The organism is Pantoea sp. SIMBA_079 (genome assembly GCF_046940275.1).
Taxonomy (GTDB): domain Bacteria; phylum Pseudomonadota; class Gammaproteobacteria; order Enterobacterales; family Enterobacteriaceae; genus Pantoea; species Pantoea borealis.
Genome location: NZ_JAWRYR010000016.1, coordinates 35,269 through 54,856, shown reverse-complemented (window position 1 = coordinate 54,856; position 19,588 = coordinate 35,269). Strand labels below are relative to the sequence as shown.

Below are 19,588 nucleotides of genomic sequence, written 5' to 3'. Positions count from 1 at the left end.
CCCCTTTTACTCGTCAGCCGGGGCGATACTGATAATGTCAAACTTCGCCACGCCATCCACTCCGGTGCCGGGAGTTTTCATCATCGCAAGATCCTGCAGCACCGCTTCATGCGCTTCTTCATCTGAAGGCTCATTTTCGCTCTCCAGTATCACCTCTTCGCGCTTTTTAACGTCGCCATCCTGATGTTCATACGTCACTTTGTATCGGGTACTCATTGCGCATTCTCCTTTTCGGGGGGAACGCTAAGTCTGGTCAACGGATGGGAATACGTCCAGCCGGGGTCTGCCAGAGGCAATATGATGCTGAAAAGGGGAAAAGCGAATGATGTATAAGAGAGGGAGTTAACTGGTGCCGGAAACAGGAGTCGAACCTGCGACCTTCGCATTACGAATGCGCTGCTCTACCAACTGAGCTACACCGGCATAAGGCGGGAACTACGGGGAATAAAATAAAAAATGTGACGCAAGGCGTCAAGATGCGGTGGTTCAACCGTCTGTTTTTCAGGCAGAACTGGCGTATTTTCCGCCACAAATAAAAAAAGGCGAGGCCGAAGCCTCGCCAAAACGTGCTGGTTTTAATCGTAATAAGGTAACTTACGATCAACACCGTTGATATTGACCAGCACAAAGCCCGAAGGGGCCGTTTTATTGGTGGGATTACCCGCTGCCGTCGCGACAGTGAGCACCCCTTTCTCATTGGCACCAATGCCTGCTACGCCGTTATGAAAACCAAAGCGTGCTGCTGGCTTGAGTGTGCCCATTTTGGTGGTATCGGTCACCACCGAAAAGTCAGTCTGGAACAGCGAGCAGGAGCCTGACTCAAAGCGCGTTGGCCCGGTGGTTTTGAGGTTAATCAGCGTATCGCCGCTTTTGGCGCGCAGCTTAACCCATACCACCGCATAGGTAGTACCGACGCGGTTATAGCGGATATCCAGCACCGCCGGCTGCCCCATATGGCAGGCGTCAGCCCAGACGGTATCCAGCCGCTGCAGGTTGATCCAGGTTTTCCCGGTGCCGGCCATATTGACCGGCGACCCCGCCGTGCCGGTGGGCTGGGTGGCATCCGCTTTACCAATCAGCTCCATCACCCACTGCTGGTTCGCCACCGGGAAAAAGAGCTGCCCGAGGCGATACCAGTTATCGGTGTCGGTGTTGTTGGTAACTTTATGGCCGCTGTAGTAGCCGGTGCGCAGGGAACCGGTGATGATAGTGCCGTGGTTCTCCTCACGCCGGTAGCCATACTCAAACGTTGAGAGCCAGCGCGTGCCCGCCAGATCGTTGGAGATAGTGGCACCCGACTGCAGGCCAATCTGGCGCATGATCACGCGGGCGTTATTGAGGTTAAACGGCGAGCCGCAATCCTCAATATTCAGCGTATCAATGGTCCAGCCGCCGTCGGAGAGGTCGCCGGGGTTACGCGTATGCTCAATCCAGACGTTACGCATAATGCCCTGCGTCACGCGCGGCATATAGAGCGTGGCGTCGCCGTAACCGGTCTGGAAGTTACAGTTGCAGATCTCAATCGCGGTGGAGTGGTCCCACTTACCTTTCGGCGAGTTTGACCAGCCGATGTCGAATACGCGCCCGTAGGTCCACAGGGTGTAGATCTGGTCAAACTTACTGTCGAGGGTATCCAGCACTTTGATTACGGTCCCGCCGCTATTCTGCGCGCGGAAACAGTAGATATTTACCGTAGAGCCTTCGATGCAGGTGTTTTCGAAGAAGGGCTGCACGTTGGTACACAGTTCGGCTGTGATAGTGCCTTTGTTGGTAGTGGTGTCGGCGGACGCCTGACCGTGCCAGGTGATCCCCTTGATCGCGGTGCGGCGCGCCTTCACTTTGAACACCGTATTGGCGCTCTTGTCGGAGATGATTGTGGTACGCGGCAGCGAACCCAGCTCCACATCATCCCCCTGCAGGCCAAAGAAGGCGACCTCAGCATCACTGATATCTATCGGGTTAATCAGGAATTTACCGCCCGGAAAGCGCACCGGTAGATCGCGGATATTGCCGCTGTAGCCCTGCGTCCACGCCAGCATGCGTTTGAAGGGTTCGGTGTCATTGGCGTAGCCATCTCCCTTCGCACCAAAGTGGTAGACGTTGAGGTCTGCCGGGTCGTTGATCACGCGCTTCCAGTAGAAGCCATTACCGACCGCCAGCGTACCGCCATCGTCAGCCGCCGTGGTCGTCCCGATAAAACCGGTAAAGTCACCGCCACCGCGAAAGTTTGAGTCCGCATTGTAGCGGCGCAAAAACGCAGAATCGCCGTTTTTAGCAGGTGCAGTGGTACGCAGTTCAGCAAATGAATTAACTTCGATCATGTCAGCCTCCTCGGCTTATACAGGGGTATTGGAATAGCGTCAGAAGGAGCGGCGTTAGCGTGCCGGCGTGCGGCAGTGCCGATCCCAGAGGTCGTTGTGATTGTTAATGGCACGCACGGTGCGAATATCCATGCGATCGGCGTCACTGCCGTGGGTATAAATGGGTGAAAACAGAGAGCAGGCGGAGTCGATAACGACCGGCGCCTCAGGGCTGGTGGTACTTCGATTGCTGCAGCTTGTCACGAGCGGCAGCATCATCAAGATTACTGTTGCTGATTTCCACACGTCGGGCCTCCTCACGCAGCTGCTGCTGCTGCTGGTTAACCGCTACCGCCTGCGCCGCTGTTTTTTCTGCGCGTTCGGTGTCTGCTTTAGCCTGCTGCTGCACTTTGCCGATCTTTTTACCGCCAGCGTAGCTGGCTACCAGCGCGGCGATGATGCCGAACAGCGCCGCCAGCCAGTGCCAGCTGCCCGCCAGCAGGGAAAGAAGAAAACTCATGATTTTTCCTCCAGCGCGCTGCGTTTTTCCGCCAGATTTTTCTGTCGCACAAACTGCGCCATAACGCCCATTGCCACCATAAAGGCACCAATTAACCCCAGGTAGTTGTGCGGCAGAACCTCTTTGACGTCCGGCGGCAGTGCGTTCCAGGCATCCAGCGCGGAAGCGGGAAAGGATTGCGCCCACGCGCTGAGCATGGAACCGAGTGAGGCGAGCCATACCGACCAGGTTTTAAACAGCAGGCGCGCGTGCTTAACAAACTCCAGAGTGGTAAAGCGCTGCAGCAGCAGCAGCAGAACGATCGCTGCCAGCACCGCGATGATAAAAATCAGCCATTTCATGTTCATAGCAGCCCCCGGTAGATGTCATAGGTGCCGCTGCGCATTGCTTCCGCATGTCGCCGGGCGCGTCCTGCGGTCTGCCGCGCCCACAGGCTATCCAGCATGGCGTTGGCCGCGGCGTCAAAGTCGCTCTGCGTGACTGAGGTGAGCATGCCGCGGAACAGCGCGAGCCCCTCCACGCCCATCTGATACGCCATGCTAATCAGCACATCACTGCGGGCGTCATTACACTTCAGCAGCGCCTGACGGATCAGTTCGCGCTGCTGCATCTCCTGCACTTTCTTCTCCACGATGCACTGCTTCCAGACGTCACCGACGCGACGCGGCACCTGAAAGATATAGTTGCTCAGCGAGGCGCCTTTAGGACCGATGCGGATGCCGCCCGCTACGGTGGGAAAGCCCTGCGTATCCAGATAGGGTGCTTCGCGATAACCCTCTTCAAAATTCAAAATGGCAATAATCTGGCTCATATCCGTTCCTTCTTTGAGGCGCAACGCGGAGCACGCTGCGCACAGGGTCAGCACACTTAAACATCACTGATCGGTCAGCCAGTCACGCACGCCAGAATTAAGCGCAACGCTCAAGCATGTTTAAACAGTGAGCAATGTAAAAAAGTTCCGTTCAGAACTGGAAAAGCAGTGAAAACTTAGCGGGTAGCGTAGAGGTGAACGTGGGGTAAACAGCAGTTATCGAAACTGGCGCTTTCACTGTGCGAGCGTCCCGGCGCCAGTACGGCACGCTCAACTCTGGATCGAATTTCCCGCTGACAGATACGTTCAGCGGTGCGCAGCGTGACGTCATCGCATTCGAATCCGAGTGCGTTATCGATGGTGCGGTTCAGACGTGCGAGTGGCTGGCGTCGTCGATGACGCCGGGTTCGTGCATTACCGGTAAACGCTGACTTGCCATATTGAATAATCGCCATAACTCCTCCTGTGAATGAGTTTTTGGCGATGGGGTGGCAAACGCGGCCTTCCGGCAGAGGCCGGTGCGTCCGGTGTGCCACCGGAATCACCCACAATCCGCTTTCCCGGTCGTTGAAAAACGGCCAGGAAAAAGCAGAGAGAAGTGAAGGCAGGAGACAACTGACAACGCTGCTGAGTGCGTATCCACCCCATCCCAAAATACACTGATTTTGAGTGGGCAGTTTCGCGCTTGTGCAGCGCCTCAATTGTTTAAGAGCGGGGCCCGTCCGGGGCAACGATGTCGTCCATCTATGGTCAAATTATTAACATGTTCTAATACTTTCGCAAACACTAACAGTTAATTTTTTATTTACCAGCAGTTAAATTTATGATTTCAGCCGGGTTATTTTTTCTGCCGGCGCGGGCAACCCCTTATCCCAGGATCTGATAATCACGCGCCTGGCTCATAATGACGCGGGCAATCACCTGCAGGGAATCAGCTTCATCCAGCGTCAGATACCAGGTCTCATACCGCTTGTTGTCTGAGATCACGGCCACTTTTTTGTGCTGCAGCTGCAGGCGTTTGAGATAGAGCTGATCGTCAAGCGTGAACAGATAGATGCCATCACCATCAAAGCGATGCACGCTGATATCGACAAACAATTGATCGCGCGGTGCGAAGGTACCGGCCATCGAATCGCTGTTCAGGGCAATAAGCCGGATACTCTCTGCCGGGCGGCCATTAAAGAGCACGCGCGCTTCGTCCAGTCCATATTCTATCGCCTGAATAGTCTCAACCAGCTCATCACGTGCGGCGATACCCTGCGCGCTGCGCTGGCCGATATCAAGACTCTCCACGCGGAACATATGCCCGGCTGAAAGCAGACGCTGCTGTGAGAGCGCGGCATCCGGTTTCTCCATTCCGAACTGCAGCCACTCCACGCGCACGCCCAGCAGATCGCTGAGCGCTAATAAATTCCCGTCATCCGGAATCGACTGACCGTTGAACCATTTCCATACTCCCGGCGTTGAAATTTTGCATCCTCTTTGCTGCAACGCCTGTGCAACCTGTTTATTTCGTCCATGTCCGACAATTCCCGCACTTTCGCATGCGGCAATCAGCCTGGCAGTAAAAGCGTGTTTTGTACTCTCTTTTTTAACCATCAGTTAATTGTCTGCCATCAGTAAAAGACTGAATGTTATTTTGGTTTTTGCTACCAGTTCATTTTATATTACCGTTAGTTTACTACCCACGCGATATTATCAATGAAGCTGGAGGATCATTATCCTCGCCCGCCTGAGCTAAACCAGCAATGAATGTGTGACAGCTTGTTCTGACAGGGGTTTTCAGGAATCTTCTGTTAACCCCGGACCAGCGCTTACACAAAAAAATGGGTGAAAAGCGGCTGGCACGCCACAGATGACAGATAAATTTCAGAAAGCTGTGATATTGAGTGGATCTAAAGCAAAAAAAAATGGGTACCTGTACAGGTACCCATCTGAGGCGGGCAAGACGGCTAGCGACGCAGCGTATCGTCGCCCCAGCCAATCCATTTGTAGGTGGTCAGCGCTTCCAGCCCCATCGGTCCGCGCGCGTGCAACTTTTGGGTACTGACCGCAACTTCAGCGCCCAGACCAAACTGGCCACCGTCGGTAAAACGGGTACTGGCGTTGACGTAGACCGCAGAAGAATCCACCTGCTGCACAAACGCGTTGGCATGCCGGATGCTGCGCGTCAGAATGCCGTCGGAGTGCTGGGTGCCATATTCACGAATGTGCGCAATCGCCTCATCCATGTCTGCCACCTGCTTAACGTTGAGATCGTTCGACAGCCACTCATCGCGATAGTGCGCGTCGCTGACTGCGACCACGCTGGCCGGTCCCGCCTGCAGCTGCGCCAGAATATTGGCATCACCGTGCAGCGTGATGTTTTCCTGCGCCATACGCTGCAGGAAAGCCGGCAGGAAACGATCACGTTGATCCTGATGGATCAGCAGCGTTTCCAGTGAGTTGCAGGCGCTCGGCCGCTGCTTCTTGGCGTTAACGATGATCTCCAGCGCCGCCTCACACTCCATGCTTTCATCAAGATAGAGATGGCAGACGCCGATGCCGCCGGTGATCACCGGTATAGTCGAATGTTCACGGCACAGCTTGTGCAGTCCGGCACCGCCGCGCGGGATCAGCATATCGACATAGCGATCAAGCCTGAGCAGCTGATTGACCAGCTCGCGATCCGGATTTTCAATCGCCTGTATGGCCCCGGCAGGCAGGTTGTGTTTTATCAGCGCCCGCTGAATAACCCGGACCGTAGCCGCGTTGGTGCGCCACGTCTCTTTACCGCCGCGCAAAATGGCTGCGTTGCCGGTTTTCAGGCAGAGAGCCGCCACATCAACGGTGACGTTGGGACGCGCTTCGTAAATGACGCCGACCACGCCCAGCGGCACACGCCGCCGTTCAATGCGCAGACCGCTGTCGAGCTGGCCCCCGTCAATCAGCTGTCCCACCGGATCGGCCAGCTGGCAGACCTGCCTCACGTCATCGGCGATGCTCTTCAGCCGCTGCGGCGTCAGCGTCAGGCGATCGAGCAGCGCCGCGCTCATGCCGCTCTGCCGTGCGTCGGCCAGATCCTGTTCATTAGCCGCCAGAATCTCTGCGTGATCTGCCTCCAGCCCTTCAGCCAGGGTCAGCAACACCTGATTTTTTTCTGCGGTGGAGAGCGTTGCCAGCGTGTACGATGCCGCACGCGCCGCCTTACCCATTTCCTCTAACATTTTCTGCTCCTTAGCTGACAACCATGTCGTCGCGATGCACGGCAACCGGACCATATTCATAACCGAGAATATCACCGATCTCCTGACTGTGATGCCCGGCGATCATGCGCATCGCATCGCTGTTGTAACGCGTCACGCCGTGGGCGATATCGCGTCCCTGCAGATTACGGATGCGGATCACCTCACCGCGTGAGAAATTTCCCTGCACCTCACGGATGCCTTTGGGCAGCAGCGAACTGCCACGCTCCAGCACCGCCGACAGCGCACCATCATCAATGGTGATTTCGCCAGCCGGGGGCGCGCCAAAGATCCAGCGCTTGCGGTTCTCCAGCGGCGACTGCTGTGCGTGAAAGCGCGTCCCGACCGGTTTGCCGTTCAGTACATCGCTGATCACATCCGGACGGCTGCCGGCGGCGATAATCACATCAATACCGGCACGACAGGCAACATCTGCTGCCTGCAGTTTGGTTGCCATACCGCCGGTACCTAAGCCTGATACGCTGCCGCCCGCCAGCGTCCGCAGTGCATCATCAATCTGGTGCACGTCACCAATCAGCTGCGCCTCCGGATTGGTGCGCGGATCGGCGGTGAACAGCCCCTGCTGATCGGTCAGCAGCAGCAGTTTGTCCGCTCCGCCCAGCATCGCCGCAAGCGCCGACAGGTTGTCGTTATCGCCGACTTTAATTTCCGCCGTAGCGACCGCGTCGTTTTCGTTAATCACCGGAACGATGTGGTTATCCAGCAGCGCGCGCAGCATATCGCGCGCATAGAGGAAGCGTTCGCGATCTTCCATATCCGCGCGCGTCAGCAGCATCTGACCAATATGGATGCCATAAATAGAGAACAGCTGTTCCCACAGCTGGATCAGACGGCTCTGCCCCACCGCAGCCAGCAGCTGCTTTGAGGCGATGGTCGGTGGCAGTTCGGGATAACCAAGATGTTCACGTCCGGCCGCAATGGCGCCTGAGGTGACAATGACAATGCGATGTCCCGCCGCGTGCATGTGCGCACACTGACGAACCAGCTCCACCATGTGCGCCCGATTCAGCCGGCGCGATCCGCCGGTGAGCACGCTGGTACCCAATTTGACCACCAGGGTCTGACTGCCACTCATATTTTCCTGCCATCTGAGAAAAAATCCGCGAACGGACGTTTTATCAGGAGTCAGCAAGGAAGCCAACAGCCACGCCGGGAAAAGCGCGAATTTCCGCAGCCCTGTCAGCCTGACTGCACCACTCCATTCACCCCGATTGCGCAAATCTGTCATAAAACTTTCATCAGCTATCGGTAAAACGTCCCGTGTTTTACACCCCTTTTTACGGGTACATACTTTTTTTACTCATCGGGATTGATAGCACATGAAGAAAAGCACACTGGCACTGGTTGTTTCCGCCCTGGCTCTGGCCACCACTGCACAAGCCGCAGAAATTTATAATAAAGACGGTAACAAACTGGATCTCTATGGTCGCGTAAAAGGGATGCACTATTTCAGTGACAATGCGGGCGCAGACGGTGACAAAACGTATGTGCGTCTCGGTTTTAAGGGTCAGACGCAGATTAACGACCTGATGACGGGTTACGGTCAGTGGGAATATCAGTTTCAGGGCAACCGCTCTGAAGGCAGTGACGCAAATAACGGCAACAAAACCCGTCTCGGCTTTGCCGGCCTGAAATTTGGCGACTACGGCTCAATCGACTATGGCCGTAACTACGGCGTGCTGTATGACGTGGAAGCCTGGACCGACGTCTTCCCTGAGTTCGGCGGTGACGGCACCGCGCGCACCGATAACTTTATGGCGGCGCGCACGTCAGGCGTGGCGACCTACCGCAACAGTAATTTCTTTGGTCTGGTGGATGGCCTGCGTTTCGCCCTGCAGTATCAGGGCAAAAATGACGCCGGCAGCGCGAACAGCCGCGGCAGCGCAACGGATACCAGCACCCAGAACGGCGACGGCTACGGCGCATCCCTGGGCTACACCATCGGCGACAGCGGCGTCAGCCTGATGTCGGCCATTACCTCATCCGATCGCACCAGCCAGCAGCAGCAGGCCGGGCTGCTTGGACGCGGAGACAAAGCAGAATCCTGGGGAGCCGGTATTAAATATGATGCTAACAGCGTCTATCTGGCGTCTATCTACACCGAGACGCGCAACATGACGCCCATCGGCACGCGCGGCTTTGCTAATAAAGCGCAGAACATTGAAATGGTGGCACAGTATCAGTTCGATTCCGGCCTGCGTCCGTCACTGGGCTATGTACAGACTAAAGGCAAGGATATTGAAGGCGTGGGTGATGAAGACCTGGTGAAATATGTTGATCTGGGCCTGACGTACTACTTCAATAAGAACATGTCGACCATGGTGGATTACAAAATTAATCAGCTGGACGACAACAATAAGCTGGGGCTGAACAATGACGATGTGGTTGCCGTGGCGCTGACCTATCAGTTCTGATTATCCGCTACGGTATCAGCACTGCTATCCTCATTACGCAAGAGCCGGCACATGACCGGCTCTTTTTTATATTATGCGCTCAGCTTCACCGGCTCTTCTTTAAAACCAGCTGCAGGACGCAGATCGAGCTTCTGCTCATGCAGCATCGCTTTCAGCCGCTCATGAAAATTACGCAGCGTACTCTCTACGCGCTCATTGTTCTCTTTACCTTTAATGGTTGTCACACTCCAGTCGCCCTCTTTATCAAACAGGCCGAAGTGATATTCGTAGGTAAAGTGATCGCTGTGCGCATCCAGTGTCATCCACCAGCCCCAGAACTCGCGGCTCTCCGGTGCAGGCTTTACGTTAACGCAGGCGGCCAGGCAGTCAAAAAAGAAACGCGTATCTTCGCATTTTCCTTCACGGATGTACGGCCCCAATTCGGTGAAGCGCTTAAGCAGGCGACTGCGGGGGTGACCACTCGGTAACGTCATGCTAATTCTCTCCCTCAAATAAACCGTAAAAAAAAGCAGCGCGCTGCACAAAAGGCGCAGCGCGTAATATGCCGACATTAAGTTTTAGCAGAGGTTTTGCATTTTGCCAGTTACCGCTGCAACTGTTTGCTGAGCCAGTCACAGATCTGGTTCAGCGCTTTTTCAAAACTGCGGAATACCGGTGATGCCGGAATAGCCAGCGTTTTCCCCTGCGCGGATGAGCCGGCAATCAGGCGGGAATCCTCCTCCGGACTGAAAAGATCGTCCGGCCAGTAAGCGGCCAGCATTGGCACCGGCGTACGGCGTCCCAGCAGCCCCTGCACCTTCAGCGAATAGCGATTCAGCTCAATGCGCAGGTTACTGTCAGACGTGGAGGCCATCCCCAGCCGGCTCGCCAGCATATCCATATACATGTCCGGCAGCTGCTGCTGACGCGCCGCGTCAACAAACACGCCGTGTACCATCGCGCCCAGCGTTGCCACGGCACGAATACGCGGTACCTCAAGCCAGGCGAGTCGGGTCGCGATATTGGCACCAAAGCGATAGCCGAACAGCGCCACGCGGGTGTGATCGATCCACGGCACGTTGCTGAGCTCGCGCAGAACCTGCTGATGCAGATGGCTGGTGTCCTGGTTCAGTGTCCATTTACTGCTGTAGCCAACAGAGGGCATGTCCAGCGTCAGCATAGCGATACCGCGCGGGGCCAGATAGTCATGAAACAGACGATAGTGATCGCTTTGCAGCGAATCGAGCCCCCCGCACAGCATCACCGTGGGATAGGGTGCACTGGCCTGCGCCGGCATATGCAGAAACCCGGTGACCGGACTGCCACCACTGACGGGAAACGTCAGTGATTTCAGCTCGCCCGGCAGCCGCCGGGTCGCCTCTTCATAAGCACGGTTCGCCAGCACCTGCGCCTGATCGGCCAGCTCGTCGCCTTTAATATAGGGATAGGCCGCCAGGCTATAGAGGTTCGCCGCGTGCAGCCACTGCTGGCCCGCCTCATCATGTTGCTCGCTCTGCATCGCCTGCTGCTGCCAGAGCGCCGCCTGTTTTGACCACTCAAAATTCCAGTTGCCGCCGCGATAGCCAATCACCGTGTCCAGCAGCGCGTCATCGGTGTGTTCAAAGCGGCTGACAGCGATGCGCGCCAGGACTTCGCTGATCTCCTGCGGGGAGAGGCCGCGCCATGTCCAGAGCAGTTTGTTCAGCATACGATACCAGCCGCGCTGAGTATCCCCCTCCAGCGCGTTATGCACCTGGGCAGTAGCATGATGCTGACGGCGTACCAGTGAGGAGGTTTCGGGATGTTTAAAACGCGGCTTGAACAGCTCTTCGCTAAGATTTTTTTCGGCCATCTGATGGTTTCTCCTGCGGCAGTCGCATAGATGGCTATGAGTTTACTTCACCCGCCCCGGCTGCGCGAGGCGCGAATAGCACAACGCCCGGCTTAACCGGGCGTTGTTTGCGTTGCATCAATCAGCTTTTGACGATGGGCGGAATATAGACCACGCCCATATCCCACGGCTGTTCAATCCAGGTGTTCTGCGGAATATCCACAATATAGTCATCCACCAGCGCGCGGCCGGCAGGCTTGGCGAAGATAGTGCAGAAACGCGCTTTTGGATACATATCACGGATCGCCTGCGCGGTGCCGCCGGTGTCGACCAGGTCGTCAATAACGATAAAGCCTTCACCGTCGCCTTCGGCGCGCTTCAGCACTTTCATTTCGCGCTGATGATCGTGATCGTAACTGGAGATGCAGACGGTATCGACGTAGCGAATACCCAGCTCACGCGCCAGCAGTGATGCCGGAACCAGACCACCGCGGCTTACCGCGATGATACCTTTCCACTGTTCCACAGGAAGCAGGCGCTGGGCCAGTTTACGGGCATGAATCTGCAGCATGTCCCAGGTTACGACGTATTTTTCGCTCATAAAAGGAATCCCAACCACCAAAAGTGGCTTAAAAATATGCAAGGGGGAAAAGGTTGCGCGAGATTATAAGGATCTGGCGCGTTAAAAACCAGCATCGGAGAGACTGGTTGCAGGTTTTTAGCGCGCCTGATGACGCGCCTGCGAATAAAGGGTGATATTCTCTGACTCATCACGTCAGATGAGCTGACGGCGATCTTTAACCGAAAACTGCGTGCGAGCGGCCTGTCCGCCACGCTGATACAGGAGACGCGTTGTGTCTGAATTGTCTCAACTCTCCCCGCAGCCGCTGTGGGATATCTTCGCCAAAATCTGCTCTATTCCACACCCTTCTTATTATGAAGAGGCGCTGGCTGAATATGTGGTCAGCTGGGCCAAAGAGCAGAATTTCTGGGTCGAGCGCGATCGGGTCGGCAATATTTTGATCCGTAAACCTGCCACGCCAGGCATGGAAAACCGCACGCCGGTTGCGCTGCAGGCGCACCTGGATATGGTGCCGCAAAAAAATAACGATACCGCTCACGATTTCACTAAAGATCCGATTCAGCCATGGGTTGACGGTGAGTGGGTGAAAGCGCGCGGCACCACGCTGGGTGCAGATAACGGCATCGGCATGGCGTCAGCGCTGGCGGTACTGGCTGACAACAGCCTGACGCACGGCCCGCTGGAAGTGCTGCTGACCATGACCGAAGAGTCGGGCATGGATGGCGCGTTTGGTCTGCAGCCGGACTGGCTGCAGGCGGAAATCCTGATCAACACCGACTCTGAAGAAGAGGGTGAGATCTACATGGGCTGCGCGGGTGGCATCGACTTCATTACCACGCTGCCGCTGAGCCGTGAAGCGGTTCCGGCCGGCTTTGAAACGCTGAAGCTGACGCTCAAAGGATTGAAAGGTGGCCATTCCGGCGCGGATATCCATCTGGGTCTCGGCAACGCGAACAAGCTGCTGGCGCGTTTTCTCGCCGCCCATGCCCGCGAGCTGGATCTGCGTCTGATCGACTTTACCGGCGGCACGCTGCGTAACGCCATCCCGCGTGAAGCCTTTGCCACGCTGGCCGTGGAAAGCCACAAAGTGGATGCGCTGAAATCTGCGGCGCTGCACTTCCAGGCCGTGCTGCTCAATGAACTCGGCAGCAAGGAAAAGCATATCGTGCTGCAGACTGAGCCGGTGGCGCAGCAGGCGGAGGCGCTGAGCGCTGAGTGCCGCGATCGCTTTATCAACCTGCTGAACAGTACCCCTAACGGCGTGATCCGTAATTCAGACGTGGCGAAAGGCGTGGTGGAAACCTCGCTGAACGTTGGCGTGGTCAGCATGGATCAGGCTAACGCTGAAATCATCTGCCTGATTCGCTCGCTGATCGATACGGGCAGGGAGTGGGTAGTAGAGACGCTGACCTCGCTGGGGGCGCTGGCGGGCGCGCAGACCGCACCGAAAGGCGGCTATCCGGGCTGGCAGCCCGACGCTGATTCGCCGGTAATGGCGCTGACGCGCACCACCTACGAAGCGCTGTTTGGCAAAACGCCAAACATTCAGGTGATCCATGCCGGTCTGGAGTGTGGCCTGTTCAAGAAACCGTATCCGCATATGGATATGGTCTCTATCGGGCCGACCATTACCGGCCCGCACTCGCCGGATGAGCAGGTGCATATTGAGAGCGTTGGCCTTTACTGGCAGCTACTCACTGCGCTGCTGAACGCGATCCCGGCAAAAGCGTAATTTATGCCGCTCCCCTGCCCGCTACCGGGCGGGGGAGATTTCACAGCCCCAGCAGCAGCTGACGCTCAAGCTGCGGGTCCACCAGCGTAACGTGCAGTCCCACCAGCCTTACCCCGCGTTCTGCCCGACGCGCCTCCCAGACCTGACGCGCCACCGCTACCATATCCTCTTTATTCAGCACCGCCCAGACGTGCTCCTGCGTGGTTTGCTGGAAGTCGCTGAACTTGAATTTTACCCCCTGCCGGGCGATCTGTTTATCTGGCCGGATGGCACCCAGACGGCGATCCAGCTCCGCATAGAGATAGTCGATAATGGGCAGACACTGCTCCCAGTGGTGAATATCCTCCGGCAGCGTGCGCTCAACCCCCAGCGATTTCCGTTCGCGTTCGACGATCACTTCGCGGTCATCAACACCGTTGCTGCGTTCCCAGAGCGAGCGACCAAATTTACCAAAGCGTTTCAGCAGCAGCGACAGGTCGGCCTGCTGCACGTCAGCACAGGTACGCAGCCCCATCTCCTCCAGCTTTTTGGTCGCCACTTTGCCCACGCCCGGGATCTTACTGAGCGGCAGCTCATGCAGAAACGCCGGCACCGCCTGCGGGGTGATCACATACTGGCCGTCAGGCTTATTGAGGTCAGAGGCGATTTTTGCCAGAAATTTGATCGGCGCGATACCTGCAGATGCGGTCAGCCCGGTTTCACGCAGAATATCTGCGCGAATCGCCTGCGCCATCAGCGTGGCCGATCCCTGACAGTGCGGACTGCTGGTGACATCCAGATAGGCTTCATCCAGCGAGAGCGGTTCAATCAGCGGCGTGTAGCGGAGGAAGATTTCGCGGATCTGCCGCGAGGCCTCTTTGTAGGCGTCAAAGCGCCCTGGCAGCAGACGCAGGTGCGGACAGAGACGCAGCGCAGTCGAGGTCGGCATGGCGCTGCGCACGCCATATTTACGCGCCGGATAGTTAGCGGTGCTGATAACCCCGCGCTGAACGCGGTTGCCGCCAATGGCGATAGGGATATCCCGCAACGACGGATCGTCACGCATCTCAACCGCTGCGTAAAAGCAGTCCATATCGACATGAATGATTTTGCGCATACCCCCTCCGGACACTGGCTAAGTATACAGTAGCGAAGGCGTTGAGCAATCTCCGTCAGCACCGCGGCCGCGTTTAAAGGCGTTTCACTCCCCGGCACATCACAACTTTGCGCCATTTTCTTGCCCGCTATCTTGATTAAAAGCCAGACAATGTTAATGTTGCGCAGCGATAGCGGATATTTCCGATAATGCAACTGAGTGACGCCGCGCGTCTGAGTTTTTCTTCACTTCAAGGTATACACAGAATGGGCAGAATCGCATTGCTGTTCGCGATGATTCTTATGCCAGTCCTTAGCTGGGCAATCACACCTGAACCCGCACAACCGCTGGCTCCGGTAAGCAAAGAGTTAAAGAAACAACTACTGGGTACGCCAGTATTTATCCAGATTTTCAAAGAAGAGCGCACGCTGGAACTCTATGGCAAAATCGGCAATGAATATCGCCTGCTGGACAGCTATCGCATCTGTAATTTTTCCGGCGGACTTGGTCCCAAACGCCGCCAGGGCGACTTCAAAAGTCCGGAAGGCTTTTACAACGTTAAGCTTAATCAGCTGAAACCCGACAGCCGCTTTTACCGCGCCATTAATACCGGTTTTCCTAACCAGTACGATCGCAGCAAGGGCTATAACGGCAACTATCTGATGATTCACGGTGACTGCGTTTCCGTGGGCTGCTACGCCATGACCAACGGTTCAATGGATGAGATTTTCAACTATGTTAATGCGGCCCTGCGTAACGGCCAGCAGGAGATGCAGCTGAATATCTATCCGTTCCGTATGACGGAAAGCAATATGCAGCGTCATCGCTACTCAAGCTATATCGATTTCTGGCGCGAACTGCAGCCGGGCTACGCCTATTTTGCGAAATATCACGTGCCGCCCGGCGTTAACGTCACGGCTACGGGTCAGTATGCGGTGAACAACACCCCGGTACTGTCCACACCGGACGCGGCCTCCAAATCATTCCTGGCGCTCACCCAGGCAAAATAGCGCCCACTCGCCTGGCGCTATCCGGTGCCAGGTTTCATTTCCGGTCAGCGGCTGCGTGGCGATCACCGTCACCACATCATGTGGTGTGGTCTGCTGCTGGAAATCGATCTCCACATCCTGATCCAGCAAACGCGCTTTCCCAAACGGCGCGCGCCGCGTGATCCAGTAAAGATTGGTGGAGCAGAACGCCATCAGATAGCGCCCATCTGACAACAGCATGTTAAATACGCCTTTTTCACGCAGCTCACCGGCAAGTTCAGCAATGTAACGAAACACTGCGGGCCAGTTTCCTGGCGTCCGCGGATAGCGCGCCTGCAGCTGCGAGAGGATCCAGCAAAACGCCTTTTCACTGTCGGTCTCTCCCACCGGGCGGAAGTGGCCGCTGTCGAGCTGGCGATAGCCTTTAAGCTGTCCATTGTGCGCGTAAGTCCAGTTGCGGCCCCACAGCTCACGGGTAAAAGGATGGGTGTTCTCCAGGGAGACCTCGCCCCGGTTTGCCTGGCGGATATGCGCAACCACCGAGTGCGATTTGATCGGATACTCCTGCACCAGGCGGGCGACCGGCGAGTTTACGCTCGGCAGCGGATCTTTGAATGTGCGGCATCCTTTGCCTTCATAAAAGGCGATACCCCAGCCATCTTTATGCGGTCCGGTACCGCCGCCGCGCTGTACCAGCCCGGTAAAACTGAAGCAGATATCGGTAGGGACATTGGCGCTCATCCCGAGCAGTTCGCACATAGCTACCCCCTTCTCACCCCTCCCGGCATGCGGGAAGGCAGCGTGAATTACTTAACCATCTCTTTTTCAATCAGCAGCATCAGGATGTGGATCACTTTGATATGGATCTCCTGTATGCGATCGGCATAGCCGAAATGCGGTACCCGGATCTCAATATCCGCACTGCCTGCCATTTTGCCGCCATCTTTGCCGGTCAGGGTAATGACTTTCATTCCCTGCGCGCGCGCTGCCTCAATCGCTTTGATGATATTGGCAGAGTTGCCGGAAGTGGAGAGCCCCAGCAGCACATCACCTTCGCGCCCTACTGCTTCCACGTAGCGTGAAAACACATGGTCATAGCCGAAGTCGTTGCTGACGCAGGAGAGATGGCTGACATCAGAAATTGCAATGGCCGGATAGCCGGGACGGTTTTCGCGATAGCGGCCGGTCAGCTCTTCTGCAAAATGCATTGCGTCACAGTGTGATCCCCCGTTACCACAAGAGAGCACTTTTCCGCCCGCTTTGAAACTGTCCGCCAGCAGCACCGCTGCACGCTGAATGGCGTGGATATTGGCGTCGTCACTCAAAAACCGGGTCAGGGTGTCGGCAGCTTCGTTGAGTTCCGAGCGAATGATGTCCTGATACATAGGAGATGTCCTTTAGAGGAGAGGTTAACCCGGCAAGTTTAACGGAATGCCACAGGGGCGCAAAGCGCTGGCAGCAGGGAAAACGCCTCTCTCACCGCGCGACCAGACGATAAATGCGCCAGCTGCGATGATTTTGTGAGCCTGGTTGTAATTGTGATGTAAAGGAATTGCTTATTAAGACCGGCTGCTCTAAACCTGTCACTAACAGGTCAGACCTCTTACTACTTACGGAGCGATTCACTATGCTGCTGGTTTCCATTGTGGCGACGCTACTGCTGGTTAGCGCCCTCTTTTATCATCAGATATCTCTGCGTCTGAGCAGCGCCATCCTGCTGCTCTGGACCGCTGCCATGGCCTTAACCGGCCTCTGGACCGGCTGGCTGCTGCTGCCGCTGGCGCTGATCCTGCTGCCATTTAACCTGCCGTCGCTGCGCCAGCGCCTGTTTTCAAAACCGGCTCTGCAGGGCTTTCGCAACGTTATGCCGCCGATGTCGCGCACCGAACAGGAAGCGATCGATGCCGGCACAACCTGGTGGGAAGGCGATCTGTTTCAGGGCAAGCCGGACTGGCAAAAGCTGCACAACTACCCCCGTCCGCAGCTCACCGCAGAGGAGCAGGCGTTTCTGGATGGTCCGGTTGAGGAAGCGTGCCGTATGGCAAACGACTTCGCGATTACCCATGAGCTGGCCGATTTACCGCCGGAGCTGTGGGCCTATCTGAAGCAGCACCGCTTTTTCGCCATGATCATTAAAAAAGAGTATGGCGGACTGGAGTTTTCCGCTTATGCGCAGGCGCGCGTATTGCAGAAGCTGGCTGGCGTCTCCGGTATTCTGGCGATTACCGTCGGCGTCCCCAACTCCCTGGGACCGGGCGAGCTGCTGCAGCACTACGGTACTGAGGAGCAGAAAGATCACTACCTGCCGCGTCTGGCGCGCGGCGATGAGATCCCCTGCTTTGCCCTGACCAGCCCGGAAGCGGGCTCCGATGCCGGTGCCATTCCTGATACCGGTGTGGTCTGTATGGGCGAGTGGCAGGGTCAGCAGGTGCTGGGTATGCGTCTGACCTGGAACAAGCGCTATATTACGCTGGCCCCGGTCGCTACCGTGCTGGGCCTGGCGTTTAAACTTTCCGATCCCGATGGTCTGCTGGGCGATAAAACGGAGCCGGGAATTACCTGTGCGCTGATCCCGACCCATACGCCGGGCGTGGAGATTGGTAATCGCCACTTCCCGCTGAACGTGCCGTTCCAGAATGGCCCGACGCGCGGCAACAACATATTTGTACCGATTGACTATATCATCGGCGGTCCGGCGATGGCCGGCCAGGGCTGGCGCATGCTGGTAGAGTGCCTCTCGGTCGGGCGCGGCATCACGCTGCCTTCTAACTCCACCGGCAGCCTGAAAAGCGTGGCGCTGGCCACCGGCGCTTATGCGCACATCCGCCGTCAGTTCAAAGTGGCGATTGGCAAAATGGAAGGCATTGAAGAGCCGCTGGCGCGCATTGCCGGTAATGCTTACGTCATGGACGCGGCCGCCACGCTGATCACCACCGGCATTATGCAGGGTGAAAAGCCGGCCGTGCTCTCTGCGATTGTGAAGTATCACTGTACCCACCGCGGTCAGCGCGCCATTATCGACGCCATGGATATTGCGGGCGGCAAAGGCATCATGCTGGGGGATAACAATTTCCTCGCCCGCGCCTATCAGGGAGCGCCTATCGCTATTACGGTTGAGGGCGCCAATATCCTGACGCGCAGCATGATTATCTTTGGTCAGGGTGCTATCCGCTGCCATCCGTGGGTGCTGAAAGAGATGGACGCGGCGGCGAAAAACGATCTTTCCCGTTTTGACCATGCACTGTTCAGCCATATCGGTCATGTCGGCAGCAGTGCAGTACGCAGCCTCTGGCTCGGCCTGACCAACGGCCGCACCAGCACCGCACCGACGCGTGACGCGACGCGCCCCTACTATCAGCAGCTTAATCGTCTGAGCGCGAACCTGGCGCTGCTCTCTGATATCTCCATGGCCGTGCTCGGCGGCAGCCTGAAGCGACGCGAACGCATCTCTGCCCGCCTCGGTGATGTGCTGAGCCAGATGTACCTTGCGTCCGCCACGCTGAAACGCTATGACGAAGAGGGACGCCATGAGGCCGATCTGCCGCTGGTGCACTGGGGCGTGCAGGATGCGCTGCACCAGGCCGAAGTGGCGATGGACGATCTGCTGCGTAACTTCCCGAACCGGCTGGCCGCCGGGGCGCTGCGCCTGGCCATCTTCGCCGGTGGCAAACGCTGCCTGCCGCCGTCAGACAAACTTGACCATAAACTGGCGAAGCTGCTGCAGCTGCCTTCTGCTACCCGCTCCCGCCTTGGCCGCGGTCAGTATCTGACGCCAGCTGAGCATAACCCGGCAGGTCAGCTGGAGCAGGCGCTGCAGGATGTCATGGCGGCGGAAGTGATCCACGATCGCCTCTGTCAGCAGCAGAAAAAGCACCTCTCCTTTACCCGTCTTGATGCGCTGGCGCAGCGGGCATTGAAGGAGGGTCTGATCGACGAGAGCGAAGCGCAGGTGCTGATCCGCGCAGAAGCCAGCCGGCTGAAAGCCATTAATGTGGATGAGTTCGTGCCGGAAGCGCTGGCCGCACCTAAGCCACAACCCCGGCCGCAGGCGCGATCCAGCGAAGCGGCATAATCCCCGACACCAGGTGCCCGACGCCTCCTTGCGGAGG

Annotated in this window: 19 protein-coding genes and 1 tRNA gene; 4 read left to right on the top strand and 16 right to left on the bottom strand. The window is 56.9% G+C overall.

The annotated features are described in order from the left end of the window. Positions 1-6 precede the first annotated feature (6 nt). The 10 genes from SB719_RS17055 to proB form a co-directional block, all read right to left on the bottom strand. Positions 7-216 (bottom strand): hypothetical protein, encoded by a 210-nt coding sequence (locus tag SB719_RS17055; protein WP_039382899.1) that lies wholly within the window; start codon positions 214-216, stop codon positions 7-9. Positions 217-347: 131 nt separating this feature from the next. Beyond that, positions 348-423 (bottom strand) — tRNA-Thr (locus SB719_RS17050). Between the two features lie 152 nt (positions 424-575). Then, positions 576-2,321 (bottom strand): amylovoran biosynthesis protein AmsF, encoded by a 1,746-nt coding sequence (locus SB719_RS17045; protein WP_314686643.1) that lies wholly within the window; start codon positions 2,319-2,321, stop codon positions 576-578. A 205-nt stretch (positions 2,322-2,526) separates the two neighbouring features. Further along, the gene (locus SB719_RS17040; protein WP_039382893.1) at positions 2,527-2,820 is read right to left on the bottom strand and encodes a hypothetical protein; all 294 of its coding nucleotides are present in this window, start codon (positions 2,818-2,820) and stop codon (positions 2,527-2,529) included. Further along, positions 2,817-3,161: a hypothetical protein gene (locus tag SB719_RS17035; protein ID WP_304235471.1), complete on the bottom strand. Its 345-nt coding sequence runs from the start codon at positions 3,159-3,161 to the stop codon at positions 2,817-2,819. The genes SB719_RS17040 and SB719_RS17035 overlap by 4 nt, the downstream gene beginning before the upstream one ends. 2 nt (positions 3,162-3,163) lie before the next feature. Continuing rightward, the gene (locus tag SB719_RS17030; protein WP_065650021.1) at positions 3,164-3,631 is read right to left on the bottom strand and encodes a glycoside hydrolase family protein; all 468 of its coding nucleotides are present in this window, start codon (positions 3,629-3,631) and stop codon (positions 3,164-3,166) included. Between the two features lie 176 nt (positions 3,632-3,807). Beyond that, positions 3,808-4,086, bottom strand: coding sequence for a hypothetical protein (locus tag SB719_RS17025; RefSeq protein WP_065650022.1), 279 nt, complete (start codon positions 4,084-4,086; stop codon positions 3,808-3,810). Positions 4,087-4,498: 412 nt separating this feature from the next. Then, positions 4,499-5,230, bottom strand: coding sequence for a helix-turn-helix transcriptional regulator (locus SB719_RS17020; RefSeq protein WP_065650023.1), 732 nt, complete (start codon positions 5,228-5,230; stop codon positions 4,499-4,501). A gap of 353 nt (positions 5,231-5,583) precedes the next feature. Next, on the bottom strand, positions 5,584-6,837 hold the full coding sequence (proA, locus tag SB719_RS17015) for a glutamate-5-semialdehyde dehydrogenase (protein ID WP_304235392.1): 1,254 nt from the start codon (positions 6,835-6,837) through the stop codon (positions 5,584-5,586). Between the two features lie 10 nt (positions 6,838-6,847). Continuing rightward, entirely contained in the window at positions 6,848-7,951 is a 1,104-nt protein-coding gene (gene proB / locus SB719_RS17010) for a glutamate 5-kinase (protein WP_065650025.1), read from the bottom strand. Between the two features lie 244 nt (positions 7,952-8,195). Between proB and ompC the strand changes: the two genes are divergently transcribed. After that, entirely contained in the window at positions 8,196-9,290 is a 1,095-nt protein-coding gene (ompC, locus tag SB719_RS17005; RefSeq protein ID WP_412159506.1) for a porin OmpC, read from the top strand. 71 nt (positions 9,291-9,361) lie between these two features. Here the strand turns inward: ompC and crl are convergent, their stop codons facing one another. The 3 genes from crl to gpt all read right to left on the bottom strand — a co-directional run bounded on the left by crl (position 9,362) and on the right by gpt (position 11,701). After that, positions 9,362-9,763, bottom strand: a complete 402-nt coding sequence (gene crl, locus SB719_RS17000) for a sigma factor-binding protein Crl (protein ID WP_039382877.1) — start codon at positions 9,761-9,763, stop codon at positions 9,362-9,364. A gap of 110 nt (positions 9,764-9,873) precedes the next feature. Further along, positions 9,874-11,121 carry an esterase FrsA gene (frsA, locus tag SB719_RS16995; protein ID WP_065650027.1) on the bottom strand — a complete coding sequence of 416 codons (1,248 nt, stop codon included), beginning with the start codon at positions 11,119-11,121 and terminating at the stop codon, positions 9,874-9,876. Positions 11,122-11,242: 121 nt separating this feature from the next. Beyond that, positions 11,243-11,701 (bottom strand): xanthine phosphoribosyltransferase, encoded by a 459-nt coding sequence (gene gpt, locus SB719_RS16990; protein WP_007887137.1) that lies wholly within the window; start codon positions 11,699-11,701, stop codon positions 11,243-11,245. A gap of 253 nt (positions 11,702-11,954) precedes the next feature. Here gpt and pepD point away from each other — a divergent pair, with 253 nt between their 5' ends. Then, entirely contained in the window at positions 11,955-13,415 is a 1,461-nt protein-coding gene (gene pepD / locus SB719_RS16985; protein WP_304235410.1) for a beta-Ala-His dipeptidase, read from the top strand. Between the two features lie 40 nt (positions 13,416-13,455). Here the strand turns inward: pepD and dinB are convergent, their stop codons facing one another. After that, positions 13,456-14,511: a DNA polymerase IV gene (dinB, locus tag SB719_RS16980; RefSeq protein ID WP_065650029.1), complete on the bottom strand. Its 1,056-nt coding sequence runs from the start codon at positions 14,509-14,511 to the stop codon at positions 13,456-13,458. 245 nt (positions 14,512-14,756) lie between these two features. Here dinB and dpaA point away from each other — a divergent pair, with 245 nt between their 5' ends. Further along, on the top strand, positions 14,757-15,500 hold the full coding sequence (gene dpaA, locus SB719_RS16975; protein ID WP_065650030.1) for a peptidoglycan meso-diaminopimelic acid protein amidase: 744 nt from the start codon (positions 14,757-14,759) through the stop codon (positions 15,498-15,500). Here dpaA and SB719_RS16970 read toward each other — a convergent pair. Continuing rightward, positions 15,471-16,238, bottom strand: coding sequence for a class II glutamine amidotransferase (locus SB719_RS16970; protein WP_150018573.1), 768 nt, complete (start codon positions 16,236-16,238; stop codon positions 15,471-15,473). The two genes, dpaA and SB719_RS16970, sit on opposite strands and share 30 nt — an antisense overlap. Positions 16,239-16,285: 47 nt before the next feature. Next, on the bottom strand, positions 16,286-16,864 hold the full coding sequence (lpcA, locus tag SB719_RS16965; RefSeq protein WP_065650032.1) for a D-sedoheptulose 7-phosphate isomerase: 579 nt from the start codon (positions 16,862-16,864) through the stop codon (positions 16,286-16,288). 242 nt (positions 16,865-17,106) lie between these two features. On the opposite strand from lpcA, the gene fadE reads away from it, so the two are divergent. Beyond that, the gene (gene fadE / locus SB719_RS16960; RefSeq protein ID WP_412159505.1) at positions 17,107-19,551 is read left to right on the top strand and encodes an acyl-CoA dehydrogenase FadE; all 2,445 of its coding nucleotides are present in this window, start codon (positions 17,107-17,109) and stop codon (positions 19,549-19,551) included. Positions 19,552-19,588: the final 37 nt, after the last annotated feature.